The following is a 26,956-nucleotide window of genomic DNA, read 5'->3' on the forward strand; positions in this document are numbered from 1 at the left end:
TTTAACAGACGGTAAAAACGCATATTGACGGTGATTGAGGGAACAAAACCTTTTGATCATAAGCGATTTTGCCCATTTGAGTTTATAAATATATGTCATTAAGTTTTGCAGAGTTATTTGAACAATCGATCGCTCAAGAGGAATCTCGTACAGTTGGTTCGATTATTAAAGCTACCGTAGTAGCAATTGAAAACGAGTTCGTCATCGTAGATGCTGGACTTAAAAGTGAAGGTCGCATCGCTATCGACCAATTCCAAGATATCAACGGTGAATTAGAAGTTGCAGTAGGTTCAGACGTTGACGTAATGCTTGAGTCACTTGAAGATGGTTTCGGTGAAACCCGTCTTTCACGTGAAAAAGCAAAACGTGCAGAAGTTTGGGCAGCTCTTGAGAAAAAACTTGAAGCTGATGAGATCGTTAAAGGGGTTATTTCTGGCCGCGTTAAAGGTGGATTCACCGTTGACCTTGGTACTGAAAGAGCGTTCTTACCCGGTTCATTAGTAGATGTTCGTCCTGTACGTGATATCTCTTACTTAGAAGGTAAAGAACTCGAGCTTAAATTAATCAAGCTTGATCCAAAACGTAATAACATCGTTGTATCTCGTCGCGCGGTTGTAGAAGAAGAATACTCTGCAGAGCGTGAAGAGTTACTTAAAAACCTTGAAGAAGGCGATATCGTTAAAGGTGTGGTTAAAAACCTTACTGATTACGGTGCGTTCCTTGATCTTGGTGGAATTGATGGTTTACTTCACATCACAGACATGGCGTGGAAACGCGTTCGTCACCCTTCCGAAATCGTTAACATCAACGATGAGATCGAAGTTAAACTTCTTAAATTCGATCGTGAGCGTAACCGCGTATCTTTAGGTCTTAAACAATTAGGTGAAGATCCATGGAAAGATATCGGAATGCGCTTCCCATCAGGCATCCAAGTAAAAGGTAAAGTAACTAACATTACCGATTACGGTTGCTTCGTTGAAATCGAAGACGGTATCGAAGGTCTTGTTCACGTTTCAGAAATGGATTGGACAAACAAAAACGTTAACCCATCAAAAGTTGTGACGGTTGGTGAAGAAGTTAATGTAGTTGTTCTTGACATCGATGAAGAACGTCGCCGTATCTCTTTAGGCATGAAACAATGCCAACCAAATCCATGGGAAGAGTTCGCGATGAAATACAACAAGAACGATAAAATCACTGGTACGATTAAATCAATCACTGATTTCGGTATCTTTATCGGTTTAGATGGCGGTATCGACGGTCTTGTTCACTTATCAGACATTTCTTGGAATGTTGCCGGTGAAGATGCGATCCGTGACTACAAACGTGGTGATGAAATCGAAGCGATGGTACTTGCTGTCGATGCTGAGCGTGAGCGTATCTCACTTGGTATCAAACAACTTGACCAAGACCCATTCTCAAACTTCTTAGCAGCACACGAGAAAGGTTCAATCGTTAAAGGTCAAATCGTTTCTGTTGATGCTAAATTCGCAGTAATCGATCTTGGCGACGGTATCGAAGGTAACTTACGTGCATCAGAAATCTCTAACGAGCGCGTTGAAGATGTTCGTAACGTATACAATGTAGGCGACGAAGTTGAAGCTAAATTCATCAACGTTGACCGCAAAAACCGTTCAATCGTTCTTTCTGTAAAAGCGATCGACGAAGTAAGCGCTAAAGATATCTCTGGCTACTCACACGAGAACAGCCAAGTAGGCGCAACTTTAGGTGATCTACTTAAAGAGCAAATGAAACAGCAATAATTATAATTGTTGAAAAGCCATTATGGGTTTAGTCGCTCATAATGGTTTTTTGTATTATTAAGAATTGTAAAAATTTTTAGACTTTTTTACATATTTTTAATTTTTATATACTAATATGATAATCCTGTGAAGCGCCTAATTTTAATTAGATTTAATTGAAGTTTTAGGTATCAGGTTAATTTTGAATATTTTAATGGAGTGAAATATTATGACTAAATCAGAATTAGTACAGCGTTTAGGTGAAAAGTATCCTAACTACACCAACGCTGAAGTCGAAAAAGGGGTTAAAATTATTTTAGATCAGATCAGCGAAGCGTTAGGTGAAGGCCGTCGCATTGAAGTTCGCGGATTTGGTAGCTTCTCTGTTCGCTATCGTGCGCCGAAAACGGGTCGTAACCCTAAAACTGGCGATTCTGTAAAATTAAGCGGTAAATACGCATCACATTTCAAAGCAGGTAAACACCTCCGTGAAAGCGTCAACGAAAGCCGTCACGATTTTGACATTCAATAAGTCGGTTTTGCAGGTGAATCAATCGTCTCGTTAGAGGGGGTAAAGAATCTCGATTCACCGGATGCGATATTAATTATTGAAGGGAAAAGTGCTATCATTTGATAGCGCTTTTTTTATGGGCGCTCCATTTTCGAACTTCCAACGGATACGAAGATTATGCCTAACGATTTACCGCTTCAATCGCCCGATTCTCATCGCTCTATTTCACATAGAGAAAAATCCCCTCGCGTCTACGGAATTATCCCGGCGGCCGGCGTCGGTGCGCGGATGGAAGCGAGTTGCCCGAAGCAATATCTTATGCTGACGACTCACACCATTTTAGAAGAGACCTTAGCGGTCTTTCAAAAAAGTGAGCGGCTCGATGGACTCTATGTGGGCATTGCGAAAGAAGATCCCTATTTTGTGCTTCCAGAAAAGCAGAGTTTTGACCAAGCGGATCTTGATTGCACCGCCCCTCATCGAATCGCCATTTATCGAACTGAGGGCGGCGAGAGTCGTGCGGAAACGGTGTTTAATGCGATGGATTTTATTTTAAAATCGGCAAAAGCTGTGAGTGAGAGCGAACATGAGGCGGTATTAAAGAGCTGGGCGCTTGTGCATGATGCGGCAAGGCCGGGGCTTTCAAGTACGGAACTTGATCAATTTATTGCAGCTGTCTTAACGGACAATCACCCTTATGGCGGGATTATGGCGCTTCCGGCGCAAGACACCATTAAGAAAGTGGGTGCGAATAATACCATTGAAAAAACGCTCAATCGTGATCATATTTGGCTTGCGCAAACCCCGCAGATGATGCCCTTTGAGCTTCTTTACACACTCTTAGCTAAATGCCTAAAAGAAAATGCGCCGGTCACTGATGAGGCGTCCGTTTTAGAGTATAATGAACGCTTTCCCAAAGTTTATCGAGGCTACACGCATAATTTTAAGATTACCTATCCGGGCGATCTTGAGCTGATGCGCCTCCATTTTAAAGGACGAGAACGATGCGAATAGGATTTGGTTTTGATGTGCACGCTTTTAAAGAGGGCGATCATTTAGTCTTAGCGGGCGTTAAAATCCCGTTTGTGCGCGCCTTTAAAGCACATTCCGATGGGGATGTGGTGCTTCACGCGCTGACCGATGCGCTGTTAGGCGCGGTAAAAGGCGGCGATATTGGCACGCTTTTCCCCGACACCGATCCAAAATATAAAGATGCCGATAGCCGCGTTTTGTTAAAAGAGGCCTACCAAGTGGTTCTTGAGAAGGGCTGGGAAGTGGAAAATATCGATATCACCATCATGGCGGAGCGCCCAAAACTGCTGCCATATCGCGGTGAGATGGAACAAAATATCGCCACCGACCTCATGATCGGAACCGATCGGGTAAACGTCAAAGCGACCACTACAGAAAAGCTTGGCTTTGTCGGGCGTGAAGAGGGCATTGCGGCGCAAGCGGCGGTATTATTAAAATCACGCAAAACGCACTAGAAACATTTATACTGAATTAAACATTTAATAACGATCAACCTAAACACGTTTTATAGATAGGATTTAAGAGTACGATGCAGAATCAACGACAATTATTTGTAACGAATGCACTGCCATTTGCGAATGGTGATATTCATTTAGGTCACTTGCTGGGCTATGCTCAAGCGGATATCTGGGTGCGTTTCCAGCGAATGCGTGGTCATGTCGTTCACTATATTTGTGCCGATGATACGCATGGTACGCCCATTATGCTGAAAGCCCACGAGCTTGGCATTACTCCTGAAGAATTGATCGCAAAAGCTCATGCGGCGCACTTAAAAGATTTCCAAGATTTCTCGATCGATTTCGATAATTACTACACCACCCACAGTAAAGAGAATCAGGAACTCGTTGAAAAGATCTATCTGAAACTTGTTGATGCAGGCCTCATTGAAACCCGCACCATTGAGCAGTTTTACGATGAAGAGCGCAAAATGTTCCTGCCGGACCGTTTTATCAAAGGTGAGTGCCCTAAATGTCATGCGAAAGATCAATATGGCGATAACTGTGAAGCGTGCGGCGCGACCTATCGCCCCACAGAATTGATTGAGCCGTTTTCAGTGGTCACTGGTAAAACGCCGGTGATGAAACCCTCTGAGCACTTCTTCTTTAAACTCTCTGATCCAAAATGCGTTGCGTTTTTGCGTGAGTTTTTGGAAGACAAAGATCGCTTGCAGTCGGAAGCGGCCAATAAAATGCGTGAGTGGATCGGTGAAGAGGGCGATGAAAAACTCTCTGACTGGGATATTTCCCGTGATGCGCCATACTTTGGTTTCCCGATCCCGAATGCAGAAAACAAATATTTCTACGTGTGGCTTGATGCGCCGATTGGCTATTTTGCCTCACTTAAAAACTACGCCGAGCGTGAAGGCATCGACTTTGAGAGCTTTGTAAAAGCGGATTCTGCCGATAAGGCGGGTACTGAGATGGTGCATTTTATCGGGAAAGATATCATGTATTTCCATACGCTTTTCTGGCCAGCGATGCTCCACTTTTCAGGCCACCGTATTCCAAGCCAATATGCGATTAATGGATTTTTAACTGTCGATGGCGCGAAGATGAGTAAATCACGCGGCACCTTTATGACAGCGAAATCCTACACCGAGCAGGGCTTAAATCCTGAGTGGTTACGCTACTATTTTGCGGCAAAATCTACCGGTGCGATCGATGACTTTGACTTAAATCTCGATGATTTTGTCAATCGTGTCAACGCCGATCTTATCGGAAAATATGTCAATATTGCTTCACGCACCAGCCGTTTTATCTCGCGTAATTTTGAGAATAAACTCGGTGCACTGGGCGATGAAACTGTGGAACTCTTAGCGGAGATTAAAGGGGCGAGCGAGAAAATTGCTGCCGGCTTTGATGGCCGTAATTTTGGCGCAGCACTGCGTGAAGTATCGCGTCTATGCGATGTGGTGAATGAGCATTTCGATAGCACAAAACCGTGGGAATTGGTACGTGATGAAGCGTCTCTTTCCCGTCTCCATGCGCTCTGTACCGGGTATTTGGAAGCATTTCGTCTCTTAAGTCTCTACTTAAAACCGGTGATTCCTAATGTGGTCACCGCGGCGGAGGGTTATCTTAATATTGCACCGCTTAGCTACGCGACTCTTGATGATGCGCTTGCAGCGGGGCACGAGATTAATGAGTATGAGCATTTGATGACGCGTCTTGACCGTAAAGCGCTCGATCGGTTGGTGGAAGCGAATAAATCGGCGTTAAGTGTTGAGCGTAAAGACAATCAAAAAGCGGATAAAAAGTCGGACAAAAAGGCTGATAAAAAAGCCGATAAGAATGCAGCTGCGGATGGTGATTACATCACCATTGATGACTTTGCCAAAGTGGATCTCCGTTTAGGGAAAGTGCTTGAGTGCGATTTCATCGAAGGGGCGGATAAACTTCTGACCTTCCAGATCGATCTTGGGGAAGAAAAACCGCGCACCATCTTTTCGGGCATTCGTAAATTCTACGAAGATCCTCAAGCGCTCGTGGGAACGTATGTGATTGTGGTGGCGAACTTAGCGCCCCGTAAAATGCGCTTTGGTGTCAGCGAAGGGATGATCTTATCGGCATCGACAAAAGATGAACTCTCGCTCCTCACCTCACTGAGTGAACTTAAACCCGGCGCGAAAATTTCGTAATGAGTTTACGTGTTAACTGATTGTAAGAGGCCTTATTCCTAAGTGGAGTAAGGCCTTTTTTATGGGAATTGATTTAAACCATGGGGTAAGGCTTCGGTAGCGGATTTCAAACTGTATTTGTGTATAATAGCTTGAATTATTAATAGATTATTGATGTTTAAAGGCATGTTTTGTAGTACAGGTTTAGGAGATTTAAATGGATGATTTGAATGATGATCACAATCGGAAAAAGCTCGAGGAGGATCGATATCGCCTCGATTATAGTCGCCCTGAGTTTGTGGGAGATTCCGCTTCTCGTGATGAAAATGGGCAGACTGATACCGCCCAAGGAATGAATCCCAAAGCGAAAGGACGCGATGATGCGCTGGTGGTCTATATTGCGCTTGGAAGCATTGCGGTGTCGGGCTTTCTCGGTTGGATTGTGGCGATCATTTATGCCTATATGCGCCGTGATAACATCAAAGACACGATCTATTATGGTCACTTAAATTATCTGATTAGAACTAGCTGGATTCTTGCGATCACCTTTATTTTAGGGATTGTTACTGCACCCTTTTTAATCGGATTTTTGATCATCGGGATCAATTTTATCTGGTATATCTATCGAATTATTAAGGGCGTTCTGCGCTACAAAGATTATCTGCCGATCGAATCATAAAGTCTTTGCTAAAAGCCGAATTAAAAGCAGAAACAAAATCAGAAACGGGGCAATATTCGGCGGACGGGCCCCTCATTTTGTATAATGAAATCATTGAAGATTAAATCCCCTTTTACCACGATTAGCACGAGGCTCCCATGGAATTATTAACGCTCTCATCGGTTCGCACCCATAACTTTAACGATCTTAAAATTTTAGAGAAGATTATTGGCCTATGGCGTAACGGTGGGAAAATGCTGGAAACACTCAATTATCATGGCGATCGCTATGCGCTTTACCATGAATATGAGTCCGATTATGATGGCGAATATACCTTAACGCTAGCGATTCCGACGGAGGGGCTAAGCGATACGCTCCTTGAGGATCGTGAGGCAATTGTGAGCCTTGATCCTGAGGTGTCGTATCAAGCCTTTGAGGTCGATCCGTTTGATCCGAACGGCGTGATCGCGATGTGGCAAGAGATTTGGACGCTTGAGGAAGAGGGAAAATTGCAACGTGCGTATGGCATTGATTATGAAAAATACAGCGTCGATGGCAGTGTAACGATCTATATTGGGCTCGCAAAATAGCCCGCCGATATGAAGAGGAGTGAGCGATGACAAGTGCAGCGAAGCGGATTGCCGCATTACAACAGACGATGGTGCGCGATGAGGTGGATGCGTGGATTATTTTAAGCAGTGATCCCCATCTGTCGGAATATCTTCCGGAACATTGGAAGCTCCGCGCGTGGTTTTCAGGATTTACCGGGTCGGCGGGAACGCTGGTGGTATTAAAAGAGAGCGCGTATCTCTGGGCCGATAGCCGTTATTGGGTACAGGCCGCCAAAGAGCTAGGCGGAAGTGGCATTACGTTGCAAAAACTCGGCGCGCCCAATATCCCAAGTTATACCGATTTTTTATTAAATACCTTGCCAGAAGGGAGCAGTGTTGCGCTCTTGGGTGAGACCATTTCGGTGGAAGCGTTCTTTAATTTGGAGGATGCGCTCGATAGTAAATCGATTGAACTGGTCTCCTCGCTCAATCCTTTTAATGGCCTTTGGCCGAATCGCCCGCCGTTACCGCTTGAGACGATCTATCCTCATGAGGCAGAGTTTGTCTCTCACACGATGATGGAGAAATTGGGCGAGATTCGCGCGGTGATGGAGGATGCGAGTGCCGACTTTCATTTAGTCTCAACGCTTGATGATATCGCTTGGATTTTAAATCTTCGAGGCAGCGACGTAGAATACAATCCGCTCTTTTTATCCTATCTTTTAATTGAACCCAATCGTGCGGCACTCTATGTGGATTCGGCAAAATTGAGTGATGAGGCGGTCAGAGCACTTGATGCCGCTCGGGTGATGGTGAAATCCTATCACGAGATCTATCTTGATCTCAAAGAGCTTGAGGTGGGTAATAGCATTATGCTCGATCCTGCGCGCACCAACTATGCGCTCCTTGAAGCGATTCCAGAAAGTTGTGATGTGCTCCCACTATTTAATCCGAGTACGCTGGAAAAAGCTTTAAAATCGGAGGCAGATATTGCCCATGTGCGCGTTGCGATGGAAGAAGATGGCGCAGCGCTGTGTGAGTTTTTTGCAGAATTTGAAGAGAAAATGGCCCGGGGTGAAGCGGTCACTGAGCTTACCGTCGCCGAGATGTTAGAAGAGAAACGCAGTGCTAAACCGAACTATGTCTCGCTCAGTTTTGGCACCATTGCCGGATTTAATGAAAATGGGGCGCTCCCGCACTATAGTGCAACGGTTGAGGCGCATTCCGTGATTGAGGGCGACGGCCTTCTTTTAATTGATTCAGGCGCGCAATATCAAAATGGCACCACCGATATCACTCGCGTGATTCCGATTGGCACGATTACCGACGCGCATAAACGCGATTTTACTTTAGTGCTGAAATCGATGATTACGATGAGCCGTGCGCATTTTCCAAGAGGGATTAAAATGCCACAACTAGACGCCATTGCTCGCGCACCTTTATGGCAGGCACACCTTGATTATGGCCACGGAACGGGGCATGGGGTGGGCTACTTTATGAATGTGCATGAAGGGCCGCAAGTGCTCTCCTATAATGCAAAATTAACGCCGCAATCGGAAGTGCGTGATGGCATGATTACCTCCATTGAGCCAGGACTCTATCGTGAAGGAAAGTGGGGCATTCGCATTGAAAACTTAGTGGTTGCAACGGGCACTACACAAAAGGCGGGCGGTGAATTTGGCGAATTTATGGCCTTTGAAACCTTAACCCTCTGCCCAGTTGATACGCGCTGTATTGATTCATCACTATTAACTAAAGAAGAGGTGGCGTGGCTTAATGCCTATCATCAAGAGGTGCGTGAGCGTCTTGCGCCGAAATTGAGCTGTGAGCGTGCGCTTGCGTGGCTCAATGAGCGTACGGCGGCGATCTAGTCATATCTAAGGCGTATTCATGCTTATATAATCGAAACAGGTTAAACTATTAGACAAAATAAAACCCTTACGGTGATGACTCAGAATTAATGAGCGTTCCGTAAGGGTTTTTTATTGCGTGTTACTTAATCAATTATTTCGCCATCGCATCGCGATAGGATTTAGTTGCATCATCAAAGTTTGCTTTCATCGTTTTGCTAGGTTTACCCATGAGGCTCACCACTACGATCATAATACACGCTAAAAGGAAGCCTGGGATAATCTCGTAAAGCCCTAAAAGTGGCATTTTTGCTAAGATAGCATCAACGCTTACGCCTTGGCTTGCCGCTACCCATGTTTTGATTTTAGGGAAGATGATGACCGTTAAAGCACCTGTAATCATACCGACTAACGCACCGTTACGGGTGGTTCTGCGCCAGAATACTGAGAAGATAATGATCGGACCAAATGCCGCGGCAAATCCTGCCCACGCGTATGAGACAAGGTCTAATACTTTACTGTTTGGGTCGTGCGCGATGTAGATCGCAATCGCGGCTACCGCAAATACCATTGAACGACCAATCCATACAAGCTCTTGTTCGCCTGCATCTTTACGTAAGAAACCTTTGTAGAGGTCTTCGGTTAATGCACTTGATGCCACAAGCAACTGACAGCTAAGCGTACTCATGACCGCAGCGAGTACTGCCGATAATACGATGCCCGCAATCCATGGGTTCAGGAGAACTTTAGCAAGTTCCATAAAGACCGACTCAGGATTACCGCTTAATACTTCACCGGTCACAGGATGTGTGCCACTCATGATGTTTGCCGCAACAACAGGGTGTTCGATGACATAGGCGTATCCAAAGAATCCAACGGCAACCGCGCCCATTAAACAAAGCGCCATCCAAGTAATGGAGATACGGCGAGCATTGGGAATCGTTTTAACTGAATCGGCCGCCATAAAACGCACTAAAATGTGTGGCTGACCACAATATCCAAGGCCCCATGCAATGAGCGATACGATGGTGATCCAAGTAAGATCATGGGTGAAATTTAAGTGAGTTGGGCTATAGGTGCGAATGGTTTCAATGGTTGCGCCCACATCTAAACTGCCTAAATCTCCAAGTTTTAACACAATGATCATCGGCACTAATAAAAGCGCAAAGATCATGAGTGAGGCTTGAACGGTATCCGTCCAGCTCACCGCTAAGAATCCACCGATAAATACATAGGCAATCGTTGCAAAGGCACCGACCCAGATTGCGGTTTCATAGCTCATGCCAAAGGTACTGGTGAAAAGACGCGCGCTTGCCACGACGCCTGAGGCGCAGTAGATCACAAAGAAGAAGAGAATGATCATCGACGCGATGATTTTTAAGAGACGGGTATTATCTTCATAACGGCCGTGGAAAAAGTCCGGCAGGGTGAGCGCATCGTTTGTTTTTTCGGTAAACATCCGTAAGCGTCCCGCGACAAAGAGCCAGTTTAAGTAGGCACCGAGCGTTAATCCGATGGCGATCCATGAGCCTGAGATTCCGGAGATGAAGATCGCGCCGGGAAGCCCCATTAAGAGCCATCCACTCATGTCTGATGCACCGGCAGAAAGTGCGGTGACGAAGCTACCGAGTCGGCGTCCGCCAAGAATATAGTCCGATAGATTGCTGGTGGATTTATAGGCGTAAAATCCAATGCCGATCATCGCGACAATATAGATAAAAAATGTGATATGTAAAGGTTGTAACGAACCCATAATCTGTTCCTCATTGGTTAAGACACCCTCACTACCTTAAACTAAAAGCGGTGAGGGGGTCGTATAAATATTATTATTTTTATTTATCCTTGTTCGTCATAAGCAAGGCTGATGAGTGCCGCGTCTCCTCCAATAGCCGCGGTATTAACGGAGGTTGAACGTTCTGTCATAAAACGTGGAAGATAGTGTGGACCGCCCGCTTTTGGACCGGTTCCTGAGAGGCCGCGTCCACCAAACGGTTGTACCCCAACGATCGCACCGACTTGGTTACGATTTACGTAGAAGTTACCAACGCGCGCGTGGGTTTCAATAAAGCGAATATAGTCATCATTACGGCTATGTACGCCCATGGTGAGTCCAAATCCGGTTGCGTTGACCTCGTGGATCATGTCGAGCAGTTTATCGCTCTTATAGCGAATCACATGCATGATCGGGCCGAAGTGCTCTTTTTTAAGCTCTGAGATGGAATCGATCTCAAAGATCACCGGCGCCACAAAGTGTCCGTTGAGTTTTGGATCAATTTTGGCTTCTGCAATCAGTTTACCTTGTGCTTTAAGGGCATCGATATGCTCTAAAAGACTTGCTTTTGCCCGCTCATCAATCACCGAGCTAACATCGGTTTTACGCGAATAAGGAACTCCCACAACGATATCGTCCATCGCGCCTTTTAAGAGCTCGATAATGCGATCGGCGATCTCATCTTGAAGATAGAGCACACGCAGCGCCGAACAGCGTTGACCGGTACTCACAAATGCCGATTGAAGCGCGTCACGAACCACTTGCTCAGGCAATGAGGTAGAGTCCGCGAACATGACGTTTTGTCCGCCGGTTTCAGCGATTAGGGTCGGAATTGCCCCTTCACGCGTTGCTAAGTTTTGGTTAATGGCGCGCGCGGTGCTGGTGGACCCGGTAAAACAAACACCCACAACGCGAGGATCTTGCGTGAAGATATCCCCAAGCATTTTCCCAGATCCAGGAAGAAGTGCGATCACCTCTTTCGGCAGCCCCGCTTCAAAGAGAAGTTCTACCACGCGATAGGCGATCATGGGCGTTGCTTCTGCAGGTTTTGCAAGAACGGTGTTACCGCTCACAAGTGCTGCGACGATTTGCCCTAAATAGATTGCAAGAGGGAAGTTCCATGGACTGATACAGGCAAAGACTCCTTTACCGGCGTGGTAGTAGAGGTTTTGCTCGCCCGTTGGGCCTTTGAGCTCTTTGACTGTGCCGTGTTTACGAGCTTCTTGCGCGTAGTATCGGCAGAAATCAGCGGCTTCTCGCACCTCATCGATTCCATCATGAATGGTTTTACCCGCTTCCATGGAGCAAAGCGCGATCAGTTCAATGCGATTTTCCTCAAGAAGGTCTGCGGTTTTTTCTAAAATGCTTGCACGCACTTCAACGGGCGTCTCATTCCAGTTAAACCACGCTTTATCGAGCGAATCGATCGCCGCTTTCACCTGCGCTTCATTGGCGGTAGTCACCTTACCAACCACATGTTCTAAATCAAACGGTGAGCGGGCTTGATAGGTCTCTTGCCCCTCTTTTTGTGGCACACCATTAATGATCGGTTTTGCGCGCCAGCGTTTAGTGATCATCTCGTTGTACTGACTTTCAAAGGGAAGCCACGTGCTTGAGAAGTTCATATTGAGACCGCGTGAGTTCTTACGGGTTTTGTAGAGCTCATCGGAGTAAGGAATATTGGGGTTTTTAATTGTCTCGTAGCCATCAACGACTGTTACTGGATGCTCAATTAAGCTTTCGATCGGAACGGTTGGGTCAACGAGCTGGTGAACAAATGATGAGTTTGCCCCATTTTCAAGGAGACGGCGTACAAGGTAGGGGAGCAGGTCATGATGCAGTCCGACCGGCGCGTAGATCCGCACACTTTTACCATACTCTTTAATAATTTCGTTATAGAGCGCTTCACCCATGCCGTGGAGGCGTTGGAATTCGAAATTATCGTTATTAAAACGCTCACTGAAATCTAAAATCGTCATCACTGTTTGCGCGTTGTGGGTGGCAAATTGAGGACGAATCACCCCTTGTGCTGCAGGGCTTAACATAAAGCGTGCGCACGCAAGGTAGGAGATATCGGTATTCTCTTTACGAGTAAAAACGGGATAATTATTGAGTCCGCGTACTTGTGAATCTTTCACTTCCGTATCCCAATACGCCCCTTTTACAAGACGAACCGGAATTTCAATGCCAAGCTCACGGCCAAGGAGGCTCACCCAAATTAATGACGGCATCGCATGTTTTGCATACCCTTGAATTACAAGGCCTAATCCGCCCCATGAACCGATTTCAGGCACACGCACAAGTTTCTCAAATAGCTCAAGTGAGAGCTCTAAACGATCCGCCTCTTCCGCGTCAATACTAATTTCCGCATCAAGCTCTTTTCCTAATAGCGCAAGTTCTTTCACGCGATTGAAAAGCTCGGTCATTACGCGATCTTTTTGATCGACAGTGTAACGTTGATGAAGGGCTGAGAGTTTGATTGAGAGTGAAGGTTTACGGCTATTCGGTAGCGCCTCTTCCGCGCCCACAGCTTTTAGTGCATTTTTATAATCTTCAAAATAACGATCGGCATCGGCTTGCGTCATCGCCGCTTCTCCGAGCATATCGAAGGTATAGGTATAGCCTTGTTCGCGTACTTTACGACCATTTTTTAGCGCTTCCGCCATGGTTTCGCCAAGGACAAACTGTTTCCCCATTACCTGCATCGCAACGTTCACTGATTTACGAATCACAGGTTCGGTCATCTTATTGGTGAGCTTTTTAAGCGCGCTGCTCTCATCGTCAATATCCACCAAATTCCCGGTGAGCATCAGTCCCCAGGTGGCAAAGTTTACCAGTTGCTTATTACTATTGCCTTTATGTGATGACCAGTTGACGCCGGCGATCTTATCGCGAATCAGCGCATCGGCGGATTTTTTGTCGGGAATCCGTAAAAACGCTTCCGCAAGACACATTAAAATAAGCCCTTCTTTGGTGGTGAGATTATATTCACGCAGAAGAGCATCGAGCGAACTTTCAATTTCAGGGCTATTACGAATGCGTTGTACGACATCGTAGGTTTTTTGTCGGATTTTCTGCTCGGTATCCGTAGTCGGTGCGATAATTTCGCGCAGATCACGAATGCATTCCTCTTCGTCCTTAAGATGCATTTTACCAATCACATCGAAGAACGTTGCGCTAGTGAACTCCCCGAACTCTTTATGATTGATAATCCGATTTAAATCATACATAGTGTTTCCTCCAAGCCCTAAAAAGCTTAATTTATAATGGTTTATGCGGGCAGATTATTTTGGTGCCCATTACTCTGAATTTATAGCATGAGTCTCTTTTGTATACAAGGAAAACAGGCAAACAATCAGCGGCCTGGCTAACATTTCATTACATAAATAGATTTTATGCAAGTTTTGTTAGTAAAAAGAAGATTTTAATCTAAATGAGCCTTATTTTCATCGGAGAGAGGCTCTATTTGATGGGCGAATAATGCTATATTCAGCTGTACGAATTGAGAACAAAATGCGATTATCTGAATAATTGAGATAATAACGGATAAAGGAAGGACTATGGTGCTTGATAAACAGGATGTGGAGCGATATCAGCAATGTTACGATGCCGCAACGAGCGGGCTTGAGGGCTATCTTTTGCTTGAGGGTAATGCACGTCGAGCGCTCACAGATGGGGATGTCGTGATTTTAGAGCAAAAGGCGGCACTCTTTAAAGAGGCGCTTAAGATCAACCCGGGGAGTTTTCCCTCGATCTTCTTTTTGGGCAAAATTTATCAGCGCTTGGAAGATTATCAAAGTGCACTCTTTTATCTTGAAGAGGCGGTCAATAACCATGCAAGTGATTGCAATGCGCCGATGGAAGCCTCTATTGTGGCGATGAGTTTAGATCTAACCGCGCGGGCCGTCCGTTATTCCGAAGAGGCGGTGCGCCGAGCGCCCGATTATCTCAATGCGATCACCAATCATGCCGCGAATTTATTTGTCACGGGTAATGATGAAAAAGCGCTCGAGATGGTTGCCGCGGCTCTTGCGATCGATTCAGAAGACCCGATTGCCAATATGCTTGAGCAGATGATTTTAGAGGTTAAGCAGGGTAGACGCATTCGCCCGACATTTCATGAGTTGATCCGTTAATCAAAAGATTCTCCCAAACGCAAAAACGCCCCCAAAGATTGATTGGATCAATAAATCAATAAATCAATTAATCAATCCCAATCCCGGAGGCGTTTTCAGTATTAAATGCTTCGCATTAAACCAATTATCAAATAAATAGAGGCGTTACACTTTAATCGTTAAAATATCGCACGGTGAATCATTGATGATTGAGCCTGAGGTTGAGCCAAGCAGAAGGGCCAATCCTTGACGGGTGTGCGAGCCGATAATAAGCAGATCAACGTCGAGTTCTTTCGCGGCTTTTAAAATTCCCTCTTTTGTGGAAAGTGCCGAGATCACTAAGGTGTCCGCATCGGGAATCCCCAGTTTAAATGAGAGCTCACGCATCGATTTTTTCGCTTCCGCTAACACTTCATCATCGGTGCCTTGAGGAATCACGGGCATTAACTCATAGCTCGTATTGAGGCTAATGCTCTCTAAAATGTTAAGAAGCGTTAATTTTGCACGATTTCGTTTAGCCACACCGAGCGCCTTACGGCCGACCGCTTCCGCATCATCTGACTGGTCAACGGCGACTAAAATGTGTTTGTACTGTTCTTTGAAATCGTCATGGATCTCATCAGTCATTTCAAATTCCCCCATAGGATTTAAGTAATCTTTACATTATATACCAAGCGCTTCGCAATTAATCAATTATGATGATGGAAGCGCATCGACTTCCTGCTATTCGTCAGTGTTTACGCTAAAAAATGTCGCATTTGCTGATCGCAGGTTTGTGGCTTTTTCTACCCTTAGTTTAGTAAATTCATGTACAATATGGCAGTCAAAATTTATCTATTTTTAACTTAACGTTCGCTCATCCCTTACCTTTTTGTGAGAGAGGGGCGGTTTGAGTTGCCATTTAAAAAATTGTTTTATAAAGATTATCATCACTATGAGTAAATTGTTAAAAGAGAGCCAACGCCGTCGAACCTTTGCGATCATCGCTCACCCGGATGCGGGTAAAACGACAATGACTGAAAAACTCCTTCTATTTGGGGGCGCGATCAGTTTAGCGGGATCGGTCAAAGGCCGTAAAGCGGCCCGTCATGCCACATCGGACTGGATGGAGCTTGAGCAACAACGGGGAATCTCGGTAACCTCATCGGTGATGCAGTTTCCCTATCAAGATTACATGATCAACCTGCTTGATACCCCCGGGCACCAAGACTTCTCGGAAGATACTTACCGCACGCTTACTGCGGTGGACTCGGCGCTGATGATGATCGACTGCGCGAACGGGGTTGAGGAACAGACCATTAAATTGATGAATGTGTGCCGTCTTCGTGATACGCCGATCATCACCTTTATCAACAAACTGGACCGTGATGGACGCGATCCGATCGATCTTTTAGACGAAGTGGAAGAGGTGCTTAAAATCAATTGTGCACCGGTCACTTGGCCGATCGGTATGGGGCGCGATCTCAAAGGCGTTTACCATATTTTAGAAGATTACATTCACCTTTATGACGATGAAGAGCGCGGGACGACGAGTAAAGGTCGCGTGATTCAAGGGCTCGATAGTAAAGAGCTCGATGAGGTTTTGGGGGAAGAACGCGCCAATGCCTTTAGAGAAGAGGTGGAGCTTGTCCAGATCGCGAGTAACGAGTTTGATCTCGATGAGTATCGTGCAGGACGCTTAACGCCGGTTTATTTTGGCTCTGCGATCACCAACTTCGGAGTGCAAGAGATGCTCGATGGGTTTGTTCAAATTGCGCCCCCGCCAAGCGTGCAAAAAACCACAACGCGCGAGGTTCACGCCGGTGAAGAGAAACTCACAGGTTTTGTCTTTAAAGTTCAAGCCAACATGGACCCGCGCCACCGCGATAGAATCGCCTTTATGCGCATCTGTTCAGGAAAATATACGCCGGGCATGAGTGCGAAACATGTGCGTATCGGCAAAAATATTAAAATCCCAGAAGCGATGACCTTTATGGCCTCCGACCGTAGCCATTTAGAAGAGGCCTATGCCGGCGATATTATCGGGATTTACAATCACGGTACGATTCGAATCGGTGATACTTTTACTGAAGGGGAAGACCTAAGTTTTAAAGGGATTCCGGACTTTGCGCCAGAGCTTTTCCGCCGGGCCCGTCTTCGCGATCCGCTTCGCATGAAACACCTTGAGCGCGGGCTTGAACAGCTCTGTGAAGAGGGAGCAACTCAGCTCTTTAAGCCGCTTCACAATAACGATCTGATTATCGGCGCCGTTGGGGTGCTTCAGTTTGATGTGGTCGCGCACCGTTTGAAACTTGAATACAACGTCGATTGTATTTTCGAGCAGGTGAATGTTGCCACCGCACGTTGGGTAGAATCGGACGATAAGAAGAAATTTGAAGAGTTCAAAAAACGCTGTTACGACAATCTTGCCGTCGATCATCACGGGGAATATGTCTATGTCGCGCCGACTCGCGTCAATTTAACGTTAACGCAAGAACGCTATCCTGAAATTAAATTTAAAGCCGTACGGGAATTTCACGGATAAGACTCAATTGATTTGATTCATTAAGGTTAAGAGGGCGCCGGCTAGACGGCGTCTTTTTTTTATGCTGACGGATATTTCGGGCAATAAAAAAGCTCCAGGGGGTAATTGGAGCTTTTTCTTTTTTGTCGTTAAATGTATATGTATATTGCTTAGAGTGAAAATCTTTGCAATTGGCTATGGGTTTAAGTATAGAGAATCAATCTTCAATTTTAGTAAAGGGAATTTAAATCTCCGTTTACGATTCGTAAACATTTGTACATTTGCGCGCTAATCCATTGATCTTAGCGGACTCCTAAATTTTAGATTTCCTTACAAAATTCTATATTTACGCCTAAAAATATTATTTTCTGCGAATATTTAATTGTTTTCGCGCGATTTTGGCTTTTTAAAATGAATTAAAAAGAGATAGAGCCAAATAAGTGTGGAGATAATTACCCCAATCACGCCAAAAAAGTGATAACCGAGCAGGCCAAAGATTAAAATTAACAGCACTAAAAACATAACGATCCTTTTACCGCGATCCCGCCGCGAATTGTTCCAAATTTAGAACAGACTCTCCAACAATCAGAGATATTCAAACAATGAGTTGTCCATTATACTGAGAATGAATTCCACCTCCGAAATTTTTAGGGTGAGGGGAGCATAATTATGACGATGAGGAGCAGACGATGAAGAAGACTATGAAAAAGACTATGAACAAAACAATGAAACGAATGATTCAATTGAGTGCCGGTGCGCTACTGTTTGGGGCGTTTATGGGGAGTGCGCAGGCGAACAGTTGGGCGCTCGATCACGATCACACGCGGATCGGCTTTGGAGTTGATCATATGGGCTATTCGACTACCTACGGTTATTTTACCGAATACGATGGCAAGGTACGTTACGATCGGGATGAGCCGGATCTTTTGGAGCTTGAAGTAACCATTCAAACCGGGAGCGTGATGACCGTTTCAAAGGGCTTAAACGATCACCTTAAAACGGCGGATTTTTTCAACGTCGAGCGCTTTCCGACCATGACCTTTAAAGGGAGCGGCTTTGAGAGTGATGATGGAAAAACCGGTATGGTGCACGGCGAATTAACTCTACTCGGCGTCACCAAACCAGTCACGCTTAATGTGGAACTCTTTAAAGACGCAGTGAGCCCGATGACAGAGGTGGAAACCATTGGCTATCGCGCCAAAACCACCTTGATGCGCAGCGAGTGGGGCATGAATTTCCTCTCACCGAACGTGGGCGAAGCAGTCTTAATTACCATTGATGGCGAATTGATGAAGGTCGATTAAACGCCCATAATAGATAAATATTTGGCGATTAATAGGTGCATAGTTGGCGGGTGATTGGGGATGTGATAAACCCATCATCCGCTTTTTTATGCGCTATAGTAATGAGGAATATTGGGCTTATCCCGAGAAAAAAGAACAATAATTTAACTGGACCATTAAACGATAAAGGAGCTTTTATGACTCAGAAAACTGATGAACGCCGCAAAGGAATCACCATGGCGGGCAATCCTGTTACCTTGTTGGGCCACGCATTAACAGTTGGCGAGAAGGCGCCGGATTTTACTGCACTTAAGCAGGTTCTCACTTCCTATTCACTCCACGAAGCGGGCGATAAAGTGAAGATTATCTCGGTTGTGCCATCGCTTGATACGGGCGTGTGTGAATTGCAAACTGTTCGCTTTAATAAAGAAGCTGAAACGCTTAAAAATACCGTTGTCATCACACTTTCGGTGGATTTACCCTTTGCGCAAGGCCGATTCTGCGGTGCCAAAAATATCGATCATCTTTTGACACTGTCCGATCATCGCGATCTTGATTTTGGCTTGAAATATGGCTTTGTCATCGAGGAATTGCGCCTATTAAGCCGTGGGATTGTAGTGCTTGATGGCGACAATACCGTGAAACACATTGAGTATGTTGCAGAAGTGACGGATCACCCTGATTATGACGCGGCGCTCAACGTCGCAAAAGTGTTAGTTTAAGGGCGATTATTCTTCACAAATTGCTTCAAACTCGACGACGAGAAAATCAATCAGCGCCCGCACCGACGGGAGTAATCCACGGCGGGACGGAAAAACGGCATGGATAATTTCAGGGGTTGTAGTGAGCTCAGGCAATAATTTAACCAGCTCGCCGCGGGCCACTTCATTTTTAAGCAACATATGCGGGAAATGAATCACGCCAACGCCCGCAAGCGCCGCCTGTTTGAGCGCATCCATATCGGTCGTCATATACCGCGGGGTGATGGGAAAACAAAACTCATCGCCCTTTTTATTGAGAAATGTCCAAGAATGCCCGGTCGGTTGGGAGCTATGGGCAAGCAGTGGCCACGCGGAAAGCTCATCTAAACTTTCGGGCATTCCCTGCATCGTATCGATTAAAATAGGGCTTGCAAAAAGCGCTATCGTGCGAGTGCCGAGCTGACGCATGACTAACTCGCTATCTTCAATATTTGAACGAACACGAAGCGCAATATCGATCCCTTCACCAATAAGATCGACGGCCCGATTAGTCGAAAGCAGCTGAATTGTGACTTTCGGATGAATCAGCATAAATCGCGCGAGCATATCACTCACATGGGTTTGCAATAGAGCACGTGGGCAAGAAATTTTGATCACGCCTTTTGGCTCACTTCGGGCAAGATCAATCGCCTCTTGCGCCGCTTCCGCTTCAATCAGCATCGCCTTACAGTGGGTAAAATAGGTCTCGCCGAGATCGGTCAAACGAAACTGACGGGTCGAACGCTGAATTAGCTGAACGCCAAGGGTTTCTTCCAAGGTTGAAATCCGCCGACTGAGCCGTGATTTCGGAATCCCCAACGCTCGTTCCGCTGCTGAAAATCCGCCATGTTCCACCGACTTTACAAAATAGTAGAGATCATTTAAATCCAGTTGCATTGCCGATCCTTTGCTGCGCGTTAGCCATTACCTATTGAGATGAATTCATTACTTTAACGAGAACCACGGTCATTGTGAAGGGATTTTAATTCGTTTTTAAGTGCGCGTTCATTTATGATGAAGCATATTTATTTAAAACTATGGAATAGAGCATGCAAGACAATGTCCCATCGTATGATTTTTTTATCGAGCCCGTTTTACAGGTGTTGGCAAACTGTCCCGAAGGGGTGCCTGCGCGCGAGGTGCATGAGGCGGCAGCGGACTATTTAGATTTGAGCCATGATGCGCGTTTAGAGACGGTCTCAAGTGGGCAAGCGATCTATAAAAATCGTTCGGGATGGGCGCATGATCGCTTAAAACGCGCCGGTTTATCGGAGAGTATTTCACGCGGCGTATGGTGCTTAACGGAAAAGGGGCGGGATTGGGTAAAAACGCACAGGTTTCCATTAAGTAAAGAGACGCGTCGTCATCTGGCGTTTGATTTTTTAGAGGTTAAATTAACCGATGAGGAAGGCGCGGATGTATCTCCAATTAATTATGCCAATACTCAAACGGATCGCAGTGAATCGCTCAGTGTGGAAAGCCCTGATGATCGCTTGGAAGAGGCAGTTCGCACCATTAAAGAGACAGTAGCAAGTGAATTGCTGACCATTTTAAAAGAGGTCTCGCCCCAACGATTTGAACTAATTGTGCTCGATCGTTTAGGGCTTGAAAAGGTGTATGTTCAAGCGAAACGTTGGCAAGATACGGTGGGGCGACCAGAGATTCAAGCCTTTTACGGGGCACTTGCAGGGCAAAAAGCAAAACGCGGCGTGTTTATTACGACCTCATCTTACTCAAAACAGGCGATCGAATTTGCACAATCGGTAGAAGGGGTAGTGTTAATCGACGGGGTGCAACTAGTGTATTTAATGATGGATGCGGAGGTTGGCGTGAGCTCGCGCTCGATTAAACTTCCCGCGATCGATTCTGATTATTTTGATTAGTGGTTAAAATCCCGTTTTACATCTAGAATTTCAAAACATACACAAACAAAAAAAGCCATCTTCCTAATTGAAAAGATGGCTTTTTATCGAAATCGTTAACCGATTACCAGCCGCGCTCTTGCATGCGCTCTTCTGGGTTTAATTTGCTGATTTCTAAACCGCGCATGGGTTCGCCTAAATCTTTTGAGAGTTCTGCGATGAGTGCGTAGTCTTGATAGTTTTCAGTGGCTTTAACGATGGCACGTGCGAATTTTTCAGGGTTTTCTGATTTGAAAATACCTGATCCAACGAATACGCCATCCGCGCCCAATTCCATCATCAGTGCCGCGTCTGCAGGAGTTGCAACGCCGCCCGCTGCGAAGTTTGCTACCGGTAGACGGCCGTGCGCTTTGATCTGTAAAAGCACTTCATACGGTGCACCAAGATCTTTTGCGTAGGTCATGATTTCATCGTTATTCATATGGAGAAGTTTACGCACTTGCGCGTTCACTTTACGCATATGACGTACCGCTTCGACGATGTTTCCGGTTCCGGGTTCACCTTTGGTACGGAGCATTTTCGCGCCTTCACCTAAACGGCGAGCCGCTTCCCCAAGATCGCGACATCCGCATACAAATGGGACTTTAAAGTCGCTTTTTAAGAGGTGAAATTCTTCATCCGCTGGGGTTAATACTTCACTTTCGTCAAGATAGTGAACGCCCATCGATTCAAGAACGCGCGCTTCAACAATATGGCCGATACGAGCTTTAGCCATCACGGGAATCGATACTGCACCTAATACTTCTTCAATAATGCGCGGATCCGCCATACGGGCAACGCCGCCCGCTTTACGAATGTCTGAAGGAACGCGCTCTAACGCCATGACTGCCACTGCGCCGGCATCTTGAGCGATTTTAGCTTGTTCCGCATTGATCACGTCCATGATCACGCCGCCATTTTTGATAATTGAATCAGCCATCTGTTTTTATTTTCCTCTGTAATCGAATGAAAGAAAGAGCGATATTGCTCAATAAAATCAAAAACCACTCATCATAGTAAAAGATCTATGGTATAGCGTCAATTGCGAGGCTTTGAAATTCTTAAAAAGAGTGAAAAATTGCATAGTTTGGTTTATAAGAGTGTTATCCGTAGAGTTATCCACAGGAAATGTGGATAAGATTGACAGTAAATCGCGGTGGAAAGAAGGGTAAATATTATCGGATGAGATCGTCATTTCCTTTACACTATAAACGTCGTGAATCAATTGGCATGGAACGCATCAATAAGGAGAGCTATGTTTGCAATTTTACTCAGCATTATCGGGATTCATTTAATGGCGCTTATTACGCCCGGGCCTGACTTTTTCTTTATCTCGCAGACGGCGGCGCGTTTTTCGCGTAAAGAGAGTTTTAAAGCGGTGCTCGGGATCACCGTTGGGGTGATGATTTGGGCAGGGCTTGCGCTGCTTGGACTCCATTTTGTCCTCGAAAAATTTGTCTGGCTACGCCATATTATTGTGATTCTCGGGGCACTCTATCTGAGTTATCTTGCGGTGCAGTTACTCCGTTCGGCCTTTTCCAAACAGGTGGGCGCGGAAGAGGTGAGTTTTTTACCGGAAGCGGGGCAACATCTCTTTTTAAAAGGGCTCTTGACCAATCTCGCTAATCCCAAAGCGATCGCCTATTTTGCCAGCGTTTTTTCGATGTTTGTCAGTGATGGCATGGGCACTGAGACGAAACTTGCGATCTTTGCGGTGGTGGCAATTGAGACGCTTATTTGGTTTTGCATTGTGATCCTTGTGTTTTCCCTTCCGGCGATGAAGCGGGCGTATAAAAAAGTGATGCGGGTGATCGATGGGGTGGCCGGGGTGATCTTTTCAGGCTTTGCGATCTACTTTCTCTATCAAGAGTTTAAAAGTTTCTTTTTAAATCAAGCGTAAGCGGAAAATTAGCTTAAAGCTCGGTATAATTAGTCGGATGAGGCGTGAATTGAGTGAGCTTTACCAATCATTCACTCAGAATTGACTAGGAATTTACTAAGCATTAGCTAAAAATGATGAAAGGAGTGCATCAATGCGTGATGAGCAGGAATGGAATGAAATCGAGGTAGATGAGGCGGAGATTCGTGAGGTTAAAGCGAAACTCACCGGCCTTTATCGGGAAGAGGTAACGCGGGAGTATAGTGATACAGCCGCGCATCCGAGCTATTTTAGCTTAAGTTTTAAGGGGCGAATTGGGCGCTTGCAATTTATCATTGGCGCATTTTTTTCGATGCTCCCCTTTTTGGCGTATACCGTTTTTCGCTATGTGGGCTATGAGATTAATGAAGGCCCGCTCTGGACGGAGATGGTTCGGGGTGAGAGTGGCATAATGCTCGCGGTGGTCGCGGGGTTAATCGTTTTGAGTGGTATTTTTACCATTCGGTTTATGGCGCTTCGCCTGCATGATTTTAATATTACCGGCGGTTATCTCATTTTATTGCCACTTCTTTATTGGATTCATCCCATCGCTTTTGGCATTGCGCTCGGGGTGATGATGTTTTTGCTACTGGTGAATGAAGGGGTGGATTATGTCAATCCGTTTGGCGCGCCGGTGACGCGAGGAAATCTACCGTTGGCGCTTTTTTGTTTGGTACTCTCTGCGCTCTATCTGGCTTACTTTTTAGTGATGGTGGGCATTGTGATTGTGATCCGATACTGAGTCGGAGATTGGTCTTCGCATAATGGGCATCTATTTTGATATATAAAATTGTAGAATGAATAAAAAATATGCTACAGTATTCCTTCAACGATCTTGAGATAAGTGAGGTATCAATATGACTCAGTCAACCGAAACACCCGTTAAACGTAGCAAACTACCCTCAAAATATGCACGATTTATCGTACCCCTCGTGCTTACGTTTTTAATGACATTTGTGGTCGCCGGTATTAGTACGTGGCGTGTCGCAGGTGGATCCGATATTTTCTTTGCAAAATGGATGGTGTCGTGGATGATTTCGTGGGCGGTTGCGTATCCTACGATGATTATATTTATGCCAATCGCACAAAAATTGGTCTTTATGATCGTTGAAAAACCTCAGCCTCCCAAACCCAAAGCGTAATGGATTTGGCCAAGAGGAAATGAGAAAAACCGCCTTATACTTCAGGGGTTCCCTTGGTGTAAGGCGGTTTTTAGTGCTCTATAAAAGGGTTGAATCGGTTATTGTTATTATTATTTCTCCCCCATCACCTTTCTTCTTTTTCTTAATTATTCTTCTTCTTTTTGATGGTTATTCTTTTAAAGAGCGGTAGAGACCAATGGTATTTTCAATGTGGTTCATCATCAGCGAAACGGCCTCCTCTTTCTGCTGATCTCGAATCAGGTTAAACATCTGACGATGCTCGTTAATAAAGTGATCGACTCGGTCAAGACGTCTGACTTTGGTGCGCGTTTCAAGGAGCGATTCCTTAAAGCTATCAAACAAAATATCGGCAATCTTGATCAGCATATGATTATGGCTCGCTTTGATAATCGCTTTATGGAAGGCGATATCGGCTTTGGCGGCCACCTGTTTATTGGCGATCGCCTCTTCGAGGGTATTGAGCGCGGCTTCAATGGCCTTTAAATCGGGCTCAGTACGGCGGTCACAGGCAAGCGCAATGGCACGCGATTCAATCGCTTCACGCACCTCAAGGAGTTCAATGAGATCCTCGGTGTGGACGTGTAAAATGTTGCTTTTAATCTTCGCAATCAAGAGGCCACGATCGCTATTGGAGAGAAAGTACTCACCACTTGGTTTTTTATAGATGATACCCTCTGCTTCAAATCGGTTTAAAACCGTTTCGATCGATTCCGTCTCCACGCCCATCTCTTTGGCAATATCCGCAGCTTTCGGGAGATATTCCCCCGGTAAGAATGCGCCTTGCTCAATGCGTTTAACCACTTGACGCACGAGCTCAAAATAATCGCGATTCTCATGTAATAATGCTGCATTCATGTCGATCTCCTTTTTGAGATGAATGGTTGTGGACTGAGTTCACTGTCGCATACTTTTTTCGGTTTGAGTAATGCATTTTTGTCATATCTGAAATCATAGAAAGACAATAGCGACCGGCGTAACAATCTGATACCGCTAGCTATTTTAAACGTATTGATTGATTATTTAGCGGTGTTGGCCGCGATATTGAGCGCTTCCCAGGTAAGTGAGAAGGGCGGAGCGTAGGCATAATCAAGCAGGCCAATCTCATCGGTTTTAAGATTGGCATAAATCGCCGTAGATAATCCCGTCATCCGCAGCACGGCATCTTTTTTCCCAAAGAGTTGCGCGCCAAGGAGGATTTTACTCTCCGCATTATAGACAAGCTTAATATCGATCGGCGTTGCCCCGGGATAATAGGCGGTGTGGGATTGAGTGGTAATGGTGGTGGTTTTATAGGGAATGTTGAGCGCTTTGGCATCCCGCTCGGTAAGCCCCGTCGACCCCGCTTCATAATGCCCAACTTTAATGGCGCTGCTGCCGAGCGAACCGACATATTGCTCGCGATGTTTATTCTCTGAGACAATATTGGTCCCGATCACACGGCCCATTTTATTGGCGCCCGTCGCTAAAGGAAGATAGATATTGCCGTGAAATTTATGGGGAATCGTTGCACAATCTCCCGCGCTAAAGACATCAGGAATCGACGTTTCACCATAGGCATTAATCACAATCGCACCATTGTCGAGCTTTTTAAGACGCGGGTCGGTAATAAAGGCGGTATTGGGGCGAAATCCGATGGCCACCACCACCGCATCGACGTGATAAACGCTCTCTTTTGAGACCATCTGCGTGACGTTTTTTTGCTCGTTGAGGGTGAAGGATTCAATCAGCGTATTGAGCACTACTTTAACGCCAATCTCTTCAAGCGCTGTTAAAATTTTGGCGGAAAATTCAGGATCGAAGGGGCGATTGATGAGTGTGCCGCTTGCTTGAATGAGTTTGACTTTTTTACCCATCAGCGCGAGCTGTTCTGCGACTTCAATCCCGATAAATCCACCACCAATCACGCCGATCGTTTCATATCGGCCGAGCGAATTTTTAAGTTTTTGCGTTTCATTGAGTTTGGTCAGCGTATAGACGTTATCTGCATCGATGCCGGCAATAGGCGGTTTCACGGGCGTAGCACCGGTTGCAATCATGAGGCGATCGTAGTGCATCATCGTCTCGTCTTCCGTTGCGAGATTGCGGACGCTCACCGCTTTTTGATCAAAATGAATTCCCGTTGCAAGATGACGCGTTAAGAGAGTAATTCCTTGCGTTTCCATCTGCTCCGGCGTGCGGGCAAACATAGTGTTGGGATCGTCAAAATGGCCACCGAGATAATAGGGCAGACCGCAGGCACCAAAGGAGATATAATCCTCCGCTTCAATGACCGTCACCGTTGCCTCGGGTGCTTCACGTTTGGCTTTAGCGGCAACGCTCATTCCTGCTGCAATCCCGCCGATAATGATAATATTCATACTCCGCTCCTCTTTTTCATTATTGAATGAATGATTTTATAATTCTATAAAATGATAAAGTGTTCTCTTTTACTATAGTGGAAGATTGGCGATTGTGCTACGTTTTAGCGCTTTATGCTGAGATTCAAATAAGTGTCGATCGTGCGAGGATTGCGGGCTTTAAAAAGATTGATCTATGTGTAAATAACCGAAGAAAAACCGAAAAAGATTACAGTTTTTAACGAAAATTGGGTATTATTTTATG

At 45.6% G+C, this 26,956-nt stretch carries 24 protein-coding genes; 16 read left to right on the forward strand and 8 right to left on the reverse strand.

What is annotated here, in order from left to right:
• Positions 1 to 92: 92 nt before the first annotated feature.
• From rpsA to OXI21_RS03015, 8 genes are all read left to right on the forward strand, one after another.
• Positions 93 to 1,763, forward strand: a complete 1,671-nt coding sequence (gene rpsA / locus OXI21_RS02980) for a 30S ribosomal protein S1 (protein WP_279618077.1) — start codon at positions 93 to 95, stop codon at positions 1,761 to 1,763.
• A gap of 208 nt (positions 1,764 to 1,971) precedes the next feature.
• Positions 1,972 to 2,274: an integration host factor subunit beta gene (locus OXI21_RS02985; RefSeq protein ID WP_279618078.1), complete on the forward strand. Its 303-nt coding sequence runs from the start codon at positions 1,972 to 1,974 to the stop codon at positions 2,272 to 2,274.
• 156 nt (positions 2,275 to 2,430) lie between these two features.
• Positions 2,431 to 3,267: a 2-C-methyl-D-erythritol 4-phosphate cytidylyltransferase gene (locus tag OXI21_RS02990; RefSeq protein ID WP_279618079.1), complete on the forward strand. Its 837-nt coding sequence runs from the start codon at positions 2,431 to 2,433 to the stop codon at positions 3,265 to 3,267.
• The gene (ispF, locus tag OXI21_RS02995) at positions 3,258 to 3,740 is read left to right on the forward strand and encodes a 2-C-methyl-D-erythritol 2,4-cyclodiphosphate synthase (protein ID WP_279618080.1); all 483 of its coding nucleotides are present in this window, start codon (positions 3,258 to 3,260) and stop codon (positions 3,738 to 3,740) included. Before OXI21_RS02990 ends, ispF begins: the two co-directional genes overlap by 10 nt.
• A gap of 74 nt (positions 3,741 to 3,814) precedes the next feature.
• Positions 3,815 to 5,923: a methionine--tRNA ligase gene (metG, locus tag OXI21_RS03000; RefSeq protein ID WP_279618081.1), complete on the forward strand. Its 2,109-nt coding sequence runs from the start codon at positions 3,815 to 3,817 to the stop codon at positions 5,921 to 5,923.
• Between the two features lie 196 nt (positions 5,924 to 6,119).
• The gene (locus OXI21_RS03005) at positions 6,120 to 6,581 is read left to right on the forward strand and encodes a hypothetical protein (RefSeq protein WP_279618082.1); all 462 of its coding nucleotides are present in this window, start codon (positions 6,120 to 6,122) and stop codon (positions 6,579 to 6,581) included.
• A 137-nt stretch (positions 6,582 to 6,718) separates the two neighbouring features.
• Entirely contained in the window at positions 6,719 to 7,150 is a 432-nt protein-coding gene (locus tag OXI21_RS03010; RefSeq protein ID WP_279618083.1) for an effector binding domain-containing protein, read from the forward strand.
• Between the two features lie 26 nt (positions 7,151 to 7,176).
• Complete coding sequence (locus tag OXI21_RS03015) at positions 7,177 to 8,982, forward strand: aminopeptidase P family protein (RefSeq protein ID WP_279618084.1); 1,806 nt, start codon at positions 7,177 to 7,179, stop codon at positions 8,980 to 8,982.
• Positions 8,983 to 9,115: 133 nt separating this feature from the next.
• On the opposite strand, the gene putP is transcribed toward OXI21_RS03015, so the two are convergent.
• Together putP and putA are read right to left on the reverse strand one after the other, a co-directional pair.
• The gene (gene putP / locus OXI21_RS03020) at positions 9,116 to 10,714 is read right to left on the reverse strand and encodes a sodium/proline symporter PutP (RefSeq protein ID WP_279618085.1); all 1,599 of its coding nucleotides are present in this window, start codon (positions 10,712 to 10,714) and stop codon (positions 9,116 to 9,118) included.
• Positions 10,715 to 10,797: 83 nt separating this feature from the next.
• Positions 10,798 to 13,962 (reverse strand): bifunctional proline dehydrogenase/L-glutamate gamma-semialdehyde dehydrogenase PutA, encoded by a 3,165-nt coding sequence (putA, locus tag OXI21_RS03025; RefSeq protein WP_279618086.1) that lies wholly within the window; start codon positions 13,960 to 13,962, stop codon positions 10,798 to 10,800.
• Between the two features lie 330 nt (positions 13,963 to 14,292).
• Between putA and OXI21_RS03030 the strand changes: the two genes are divergently transcribed.
• Entirely contained in the window at positions 14,293 to 14,868 is a 576-nt protein-coding gene (locus tag OXI21_RS03030; RefSeq protein WP_279618087.1) for a hypothetical protein, read from the forward strand.
• A gap of 144 nt (positions 14,869 to 15,012) precedes the next feature.
• Here the strand turns inward: OXI21_RS03030 and OXI21_RS03035 are convergent, their stop codons facing one another.
• Positions 15,013 to 15,474, reverse strand: coding sequence for a universal stress protein (locus OXI21_RS03035; RefSeq protein WP_279618088.1), 462 nt, complete (start codon positions 15,472 to 15,474; stop codon positions 15,013 to 15,015).
• Between the two features lie 307 nt (positions 15,475 to 15,781).
• Between OXI21_RS03035 and OXI21_RS03040 the strand changes: the two genes are divergently transcribed.
• Positions 15,782 to 17,371, forward strand: coding sequence for a peptide chain release factor 3 (locus tag OXI21_RS03040; RefSeq protein ID WP_279618089.1), 1,590 nt, complete (start codon positions 15,782 to 15,784; stop codon positions 17,369 to 17,371).
• A gap of 357 nt (positions 17,372 to 17,728) precedes the next feature.
• Here OXI21_RS03040 and OXI21_RS03045 read toward each other — a convergent pair whose 3' ends face one another.
• The gene (locus OXI21_RS03045) at positions 17,729 to 17,872 is read right to left on the reverse strand and encodes a hypothetical protein (RefSeq protein WP_279618090.1); all 144 of its coding nucleotides are present in this window, start codon (positions 17,870 to 17,872) and stop codon (positions 17,729 to 17,731) included.
• A gap of 167 nt (positions 17,873 to 18,039) precedes the next feature.
• Here OXI21_RS03045 and OXI21_RS03050 point away from each other — a divergent pair, with 167 nt between their 5' ends.
• Positions 18,040 to 18,654, forward strand: a complete 615-nt coding sequence (locus tag OXI21_RS03050; RefSeq protein WP_279618091.1) for a YceI family protein — start codon at positions 18,040 to 18,042, stop codon at positions 18,652 to 18,654.
• Positions 18,655 to 18,830: 176 nt separating this feature from the next.
• Complete coding sequence (gene tpx, locus OXI21_RS03055) at positions 18,831 to 19,355, forward strand: thiol peroxidase (RefSeq protein WP_279618092.1); 525 nt, start codon at positions 18,831 to 18,833, stop codon at positions 19,353 to 19,355.
• A gap of 6 nt (positions 19,356 to 19,361) precedes the next feature.
• Here tpx and OXI21_RS03060 read toward each other — a convergent pair whose 3' ends face one another.
• On the reverse strand, positions 19,362 to 20,270 hold the full coding sequence (locus tag OXI21_RS03060; RefSeq protein WP_279618093.1) for a LysR substrate-binding domain-containing protein: 909 nt from the start codon (positions 20,268 to 20,270) through the stop codon (positions 19,362 to 19,364).
• A gap of 152 nt (positions 20,271 to 20,422) precedes the next feature.
• On the opposite strand from OXI21_RS03060, the gene OXI21_RS03065 reads away from it, so the two are divergent.
• On the forward strand, positions 20,423 to 21,256 hold the full coding sequence (locus OXI21_RS03065) for a restriction endonuclease (protein WP_279618094.1): 834 nt from the start codon (positions 20,423 to 20,425) through the stop codon (positions 21,254 to 21,256).
• A gap of 103 nt (positions 21,257 to 21,359) precedes the next feature.
• Here the strand turns inward: OXI21_RS03065 and pdxS are convergent, their stop codons facing one another.
• Complete coding sequence (gene pdxS, locus OXI21_RS03070) at positions 21,360 to 22,214, reverse strand: pyridoxal 5'-phosphate synthase lyase subunit PdxS (protein WP_279618095.1); 855 nt, start codon at positions 22,212 to 22,214, stop codon at positions 21,360 to 21,362.
• A 315-nt stretch (positions 22,215 to 22,529) separates the two neighbouring features.
• Here pdxS and OXI21_RS03075 point away from each other — a divergent pair, with 315 nt between their 5' ends.
• The 3 genes from OXI21_RS03075 to OXI21_RS03085 all read left to right on the forward strand — a co-directional run bounded on the left by OXI21_RS03075 (position 22,530) and on the right by OXI21_RS03085 (position 24,334).
• Positions 22,530 to 23,174, forward strand: a complete 645-nt coding sequence (locus OXI21_RS03075) for a LysE family transporter (protein WP_279618096.1) — start codon at positions 22,530 to 22,532, stop codon at positions 23,172 to 23,174.
• A 133-nt stretch (positions 23,175 to 23,307) separates the two neighbouring features.
• Complete coding sequence (locus OXI21_RS03080; RefSeq protein ID WP_279618097.1) at positions 23,308 to 23,934, forward strand: DUF805 domain-containing protein; 627 nt, start codon at positions 23,308 to 23,310, stop codon at positions 23,932 to 23,934.
• A 115-nt stretch (positions 23,935 to 24,049) separates the two neighbouring features.
• Positions 24,050 to 24,334 carry a DUF2798 domain-containing protein gene (locus tag OXI21_RS03085; protein WP_279618098.1) on the forward strand — a complete coding sequence of 95 codons (285 nt, stop codon included), beginning with the start codon at positions 24,050 to 24,052 and terminating at the stop codon, positions 24,332 to 24,334.
• Between the two features lie 168 nt (positions 24,335 to 24,502).
• Here OXI21_RS03085 and OXI21_RS03090 read toward each other — a convergent pair whose 3' ends face one another.
• Both OXI21_RS03090 and OXI21_RS03095 read right to left on the reverse strand, forming a co-directional pair.
• Positions 24,503 to 25,210 (reverse strand): FCD domain-containing protein, encoded by a 708-nt coding sequence (locus OXI21_RS03090; RefSeq protein WP_279618099.1) that lies wholly within the window; start codon positions 25,208 to 25,210, stop codon positions 24,503 to 24,505.
• Between the two features lie 161 nt (positions 25,211 to 25,371).
• Positions 25,372 to 26,712, reverse strand: a complete 1,341-nt coding sequence (locus OXI21_RS03095) for a CoA-disulfide reductase (protein ID WP_279618100.1) — start codon at positions 26,710 to 26,712, stop codon at positions 25,372 to 25,374.
• Positions 26,713 to 26,956: the final 244 nt, after the last annotated feature.

Source organism: Ignatzschineria sp. RMDPL8A (genome assembly GCF_029815055.1).
In the GTDB taxonomy this organism is placed as follows: Bacteria; Pseudomonadota; Gammaproteobacteria; order Cardiobacteriales; family Wohlfahrtiimonadaceae; genus CALZBJ01.

Bases quoted from the DNA above. Each gene is read 5' to 3' on its own strand.
- rpsA (WP_279618077.1), top strand. From the start codon at position 93: ATGTCATTAAGTTTTGCAGAGTTATTTGAACAATCGATCGCTCAAGAG.
- OXI21_RS02985 (WP_279618078.1), top strand. From the start codon at position 1,972: ATGACTAAATCAGAATTAGTACAGCGTTTAGGTGAAAAGTATCCTAAC.
- OXI21_RS02990 (WP_279618079.1), top strand. From the start codon at position 2,431: ATGCCTAACGATTTACCGCTTCAATCGCCCGATTCTCATCGCTCTATT.
- ispF (WP_279618080.1), top strand. From the start codon at position 3,258: ATGCGAATAGGATTTGGTTTTGATGTGCACGCTTTTAAAGAGGGCGAT.
- metG (WP_279618081.1), top strand. From the start codon at position 3,815: ATGCAGAATCAACGACAATTATTTGTAACGAATGCACTGCCATTTGCG.
- OXI21_RS03005 (WP_279618082.1), top strand. From the start codon at position 6,120: ATGGATGATTTGAATGATGATCACAATCGGAAAAAGCTCGAGGAGGAT.
- OXI21_RS03010 (WP_279618083.1), top strand. From the start codon at position 6,719: ATGGAATTATTAACGCTCTCATCGGTTCGCACCCATAACTTTAACGAT.
- OXI21_RS03015 (WP_279618084.1), top strand. From the start codon at position 7,177: ATGACAAGTGCAGCGAAGCGGATTGCCGCATTACAACAGACGATGGTG.
- putP (WP_279618085.1), bottom strand. From the start codon at position 10,714: ATGGGTTCGTTACAACCTTTACATATCACATTTTTTATCTATATTGTC.
- putA (WP_279618086.1), bottom strand. From the start codon at position 13,962: ATGTATGATTTAAATCGGATTATCAATCATAAAGAGTTCGGGGAGTTC.
- OXI21_RS03030 (WP_279618087.1), top strand. From the start codon at position 14,293: ATGGTGCTTGATAAACAGGATGTGGAGCGATATCAGCAATGTTACGAT.
- OXI21_RS03035 (WP_279618088.1), bottom strand. From the start codon at position 15,474: ATGACTGATGAGATCCATGACGATTTCAAAGAACAGTACAAACACATT.
- OXI21_RS03040 (WP_279618089.1), top strand. From the start codon at position 15,782: ATGAGTAAATTGTTAAAAGAGAGCCAACGCCGTCGAACCTTTGCGATC.
- OXI21_RS03045 (WP_279618090.1), bottom strand. From the start codon at position 17,872: ATGTTTTTAGTGCTGTTAATTTTAATCTTTGGCCTGCTCGGTTATCAC.
- OXI21_RS03050 (WP_279618091.1), top strand. From the start codon at position 18,040: ATGAAGAAGACTATGAAAAAGACTATGAACAAAACAATGAAACGAATG.
- tpx (WP_279618092.1), top strand. From the start codon at position 18,831: ATGACTCAGAAAACTGATGAACGCCGCAAAGGAATCACCATGGCGGGC.
- OXI21_RS03060 (WP_279618093.1), bottom strand. From the start codon at position 20,270: ATGCAACTGGATTTAAATGATCTCTACTATTTTGTAAAGTCGGTGGAA.
- OXI21_RS03065 (WP_279618094.1), top strand. From the start codon at position 20,423: ATGCAAGACAATGTCCCATCGTATGATTTTTTTATCGAGCCCGTTTTA.
- pdxS (WP_279618095.1), bottom strand. From the start codon at position 22,214: ATGGCTGATTCAATTATCAAAAATGGCGGCGTGATCATGGACGTGATC.
- OXI21_RS03075 (WP_279618096.1), top strand. From the start codon at position 22,530: ATGTTTGCAATTTTACTCAGCATTATCGGGATTCATTTAATGGCGCTT.
- OXI21_RS03080 (WP_279618097.1), top strand. From the start codon at position 23,308: ATGCGTGATGAGCAGGAATGGAATGAAATCGAGGTAGATGAGGCGGAG.
- OXI21_RS03085 (WP_279618098.1), top strand. From the start codon at position 24,050: ATGACTCAGTCAACCGAAACACCCGTTAAACGTAGCAAACTACCCTCA.
- OXI21_RS03090 (WP_279618099.1), bottom strand. From the start codon at position 25,210: ATGAATGCAGCATTATTACATGAGAATCGCGATTATTTTGAGCTCGTG.
- OXI21_RS03095 (WP_279618100.1), bottom strand. From the start codon at position 26,712: ATGAATATTATCATTATCGGCGGGATTGCAGCAGGAATGAGCGTTGCC.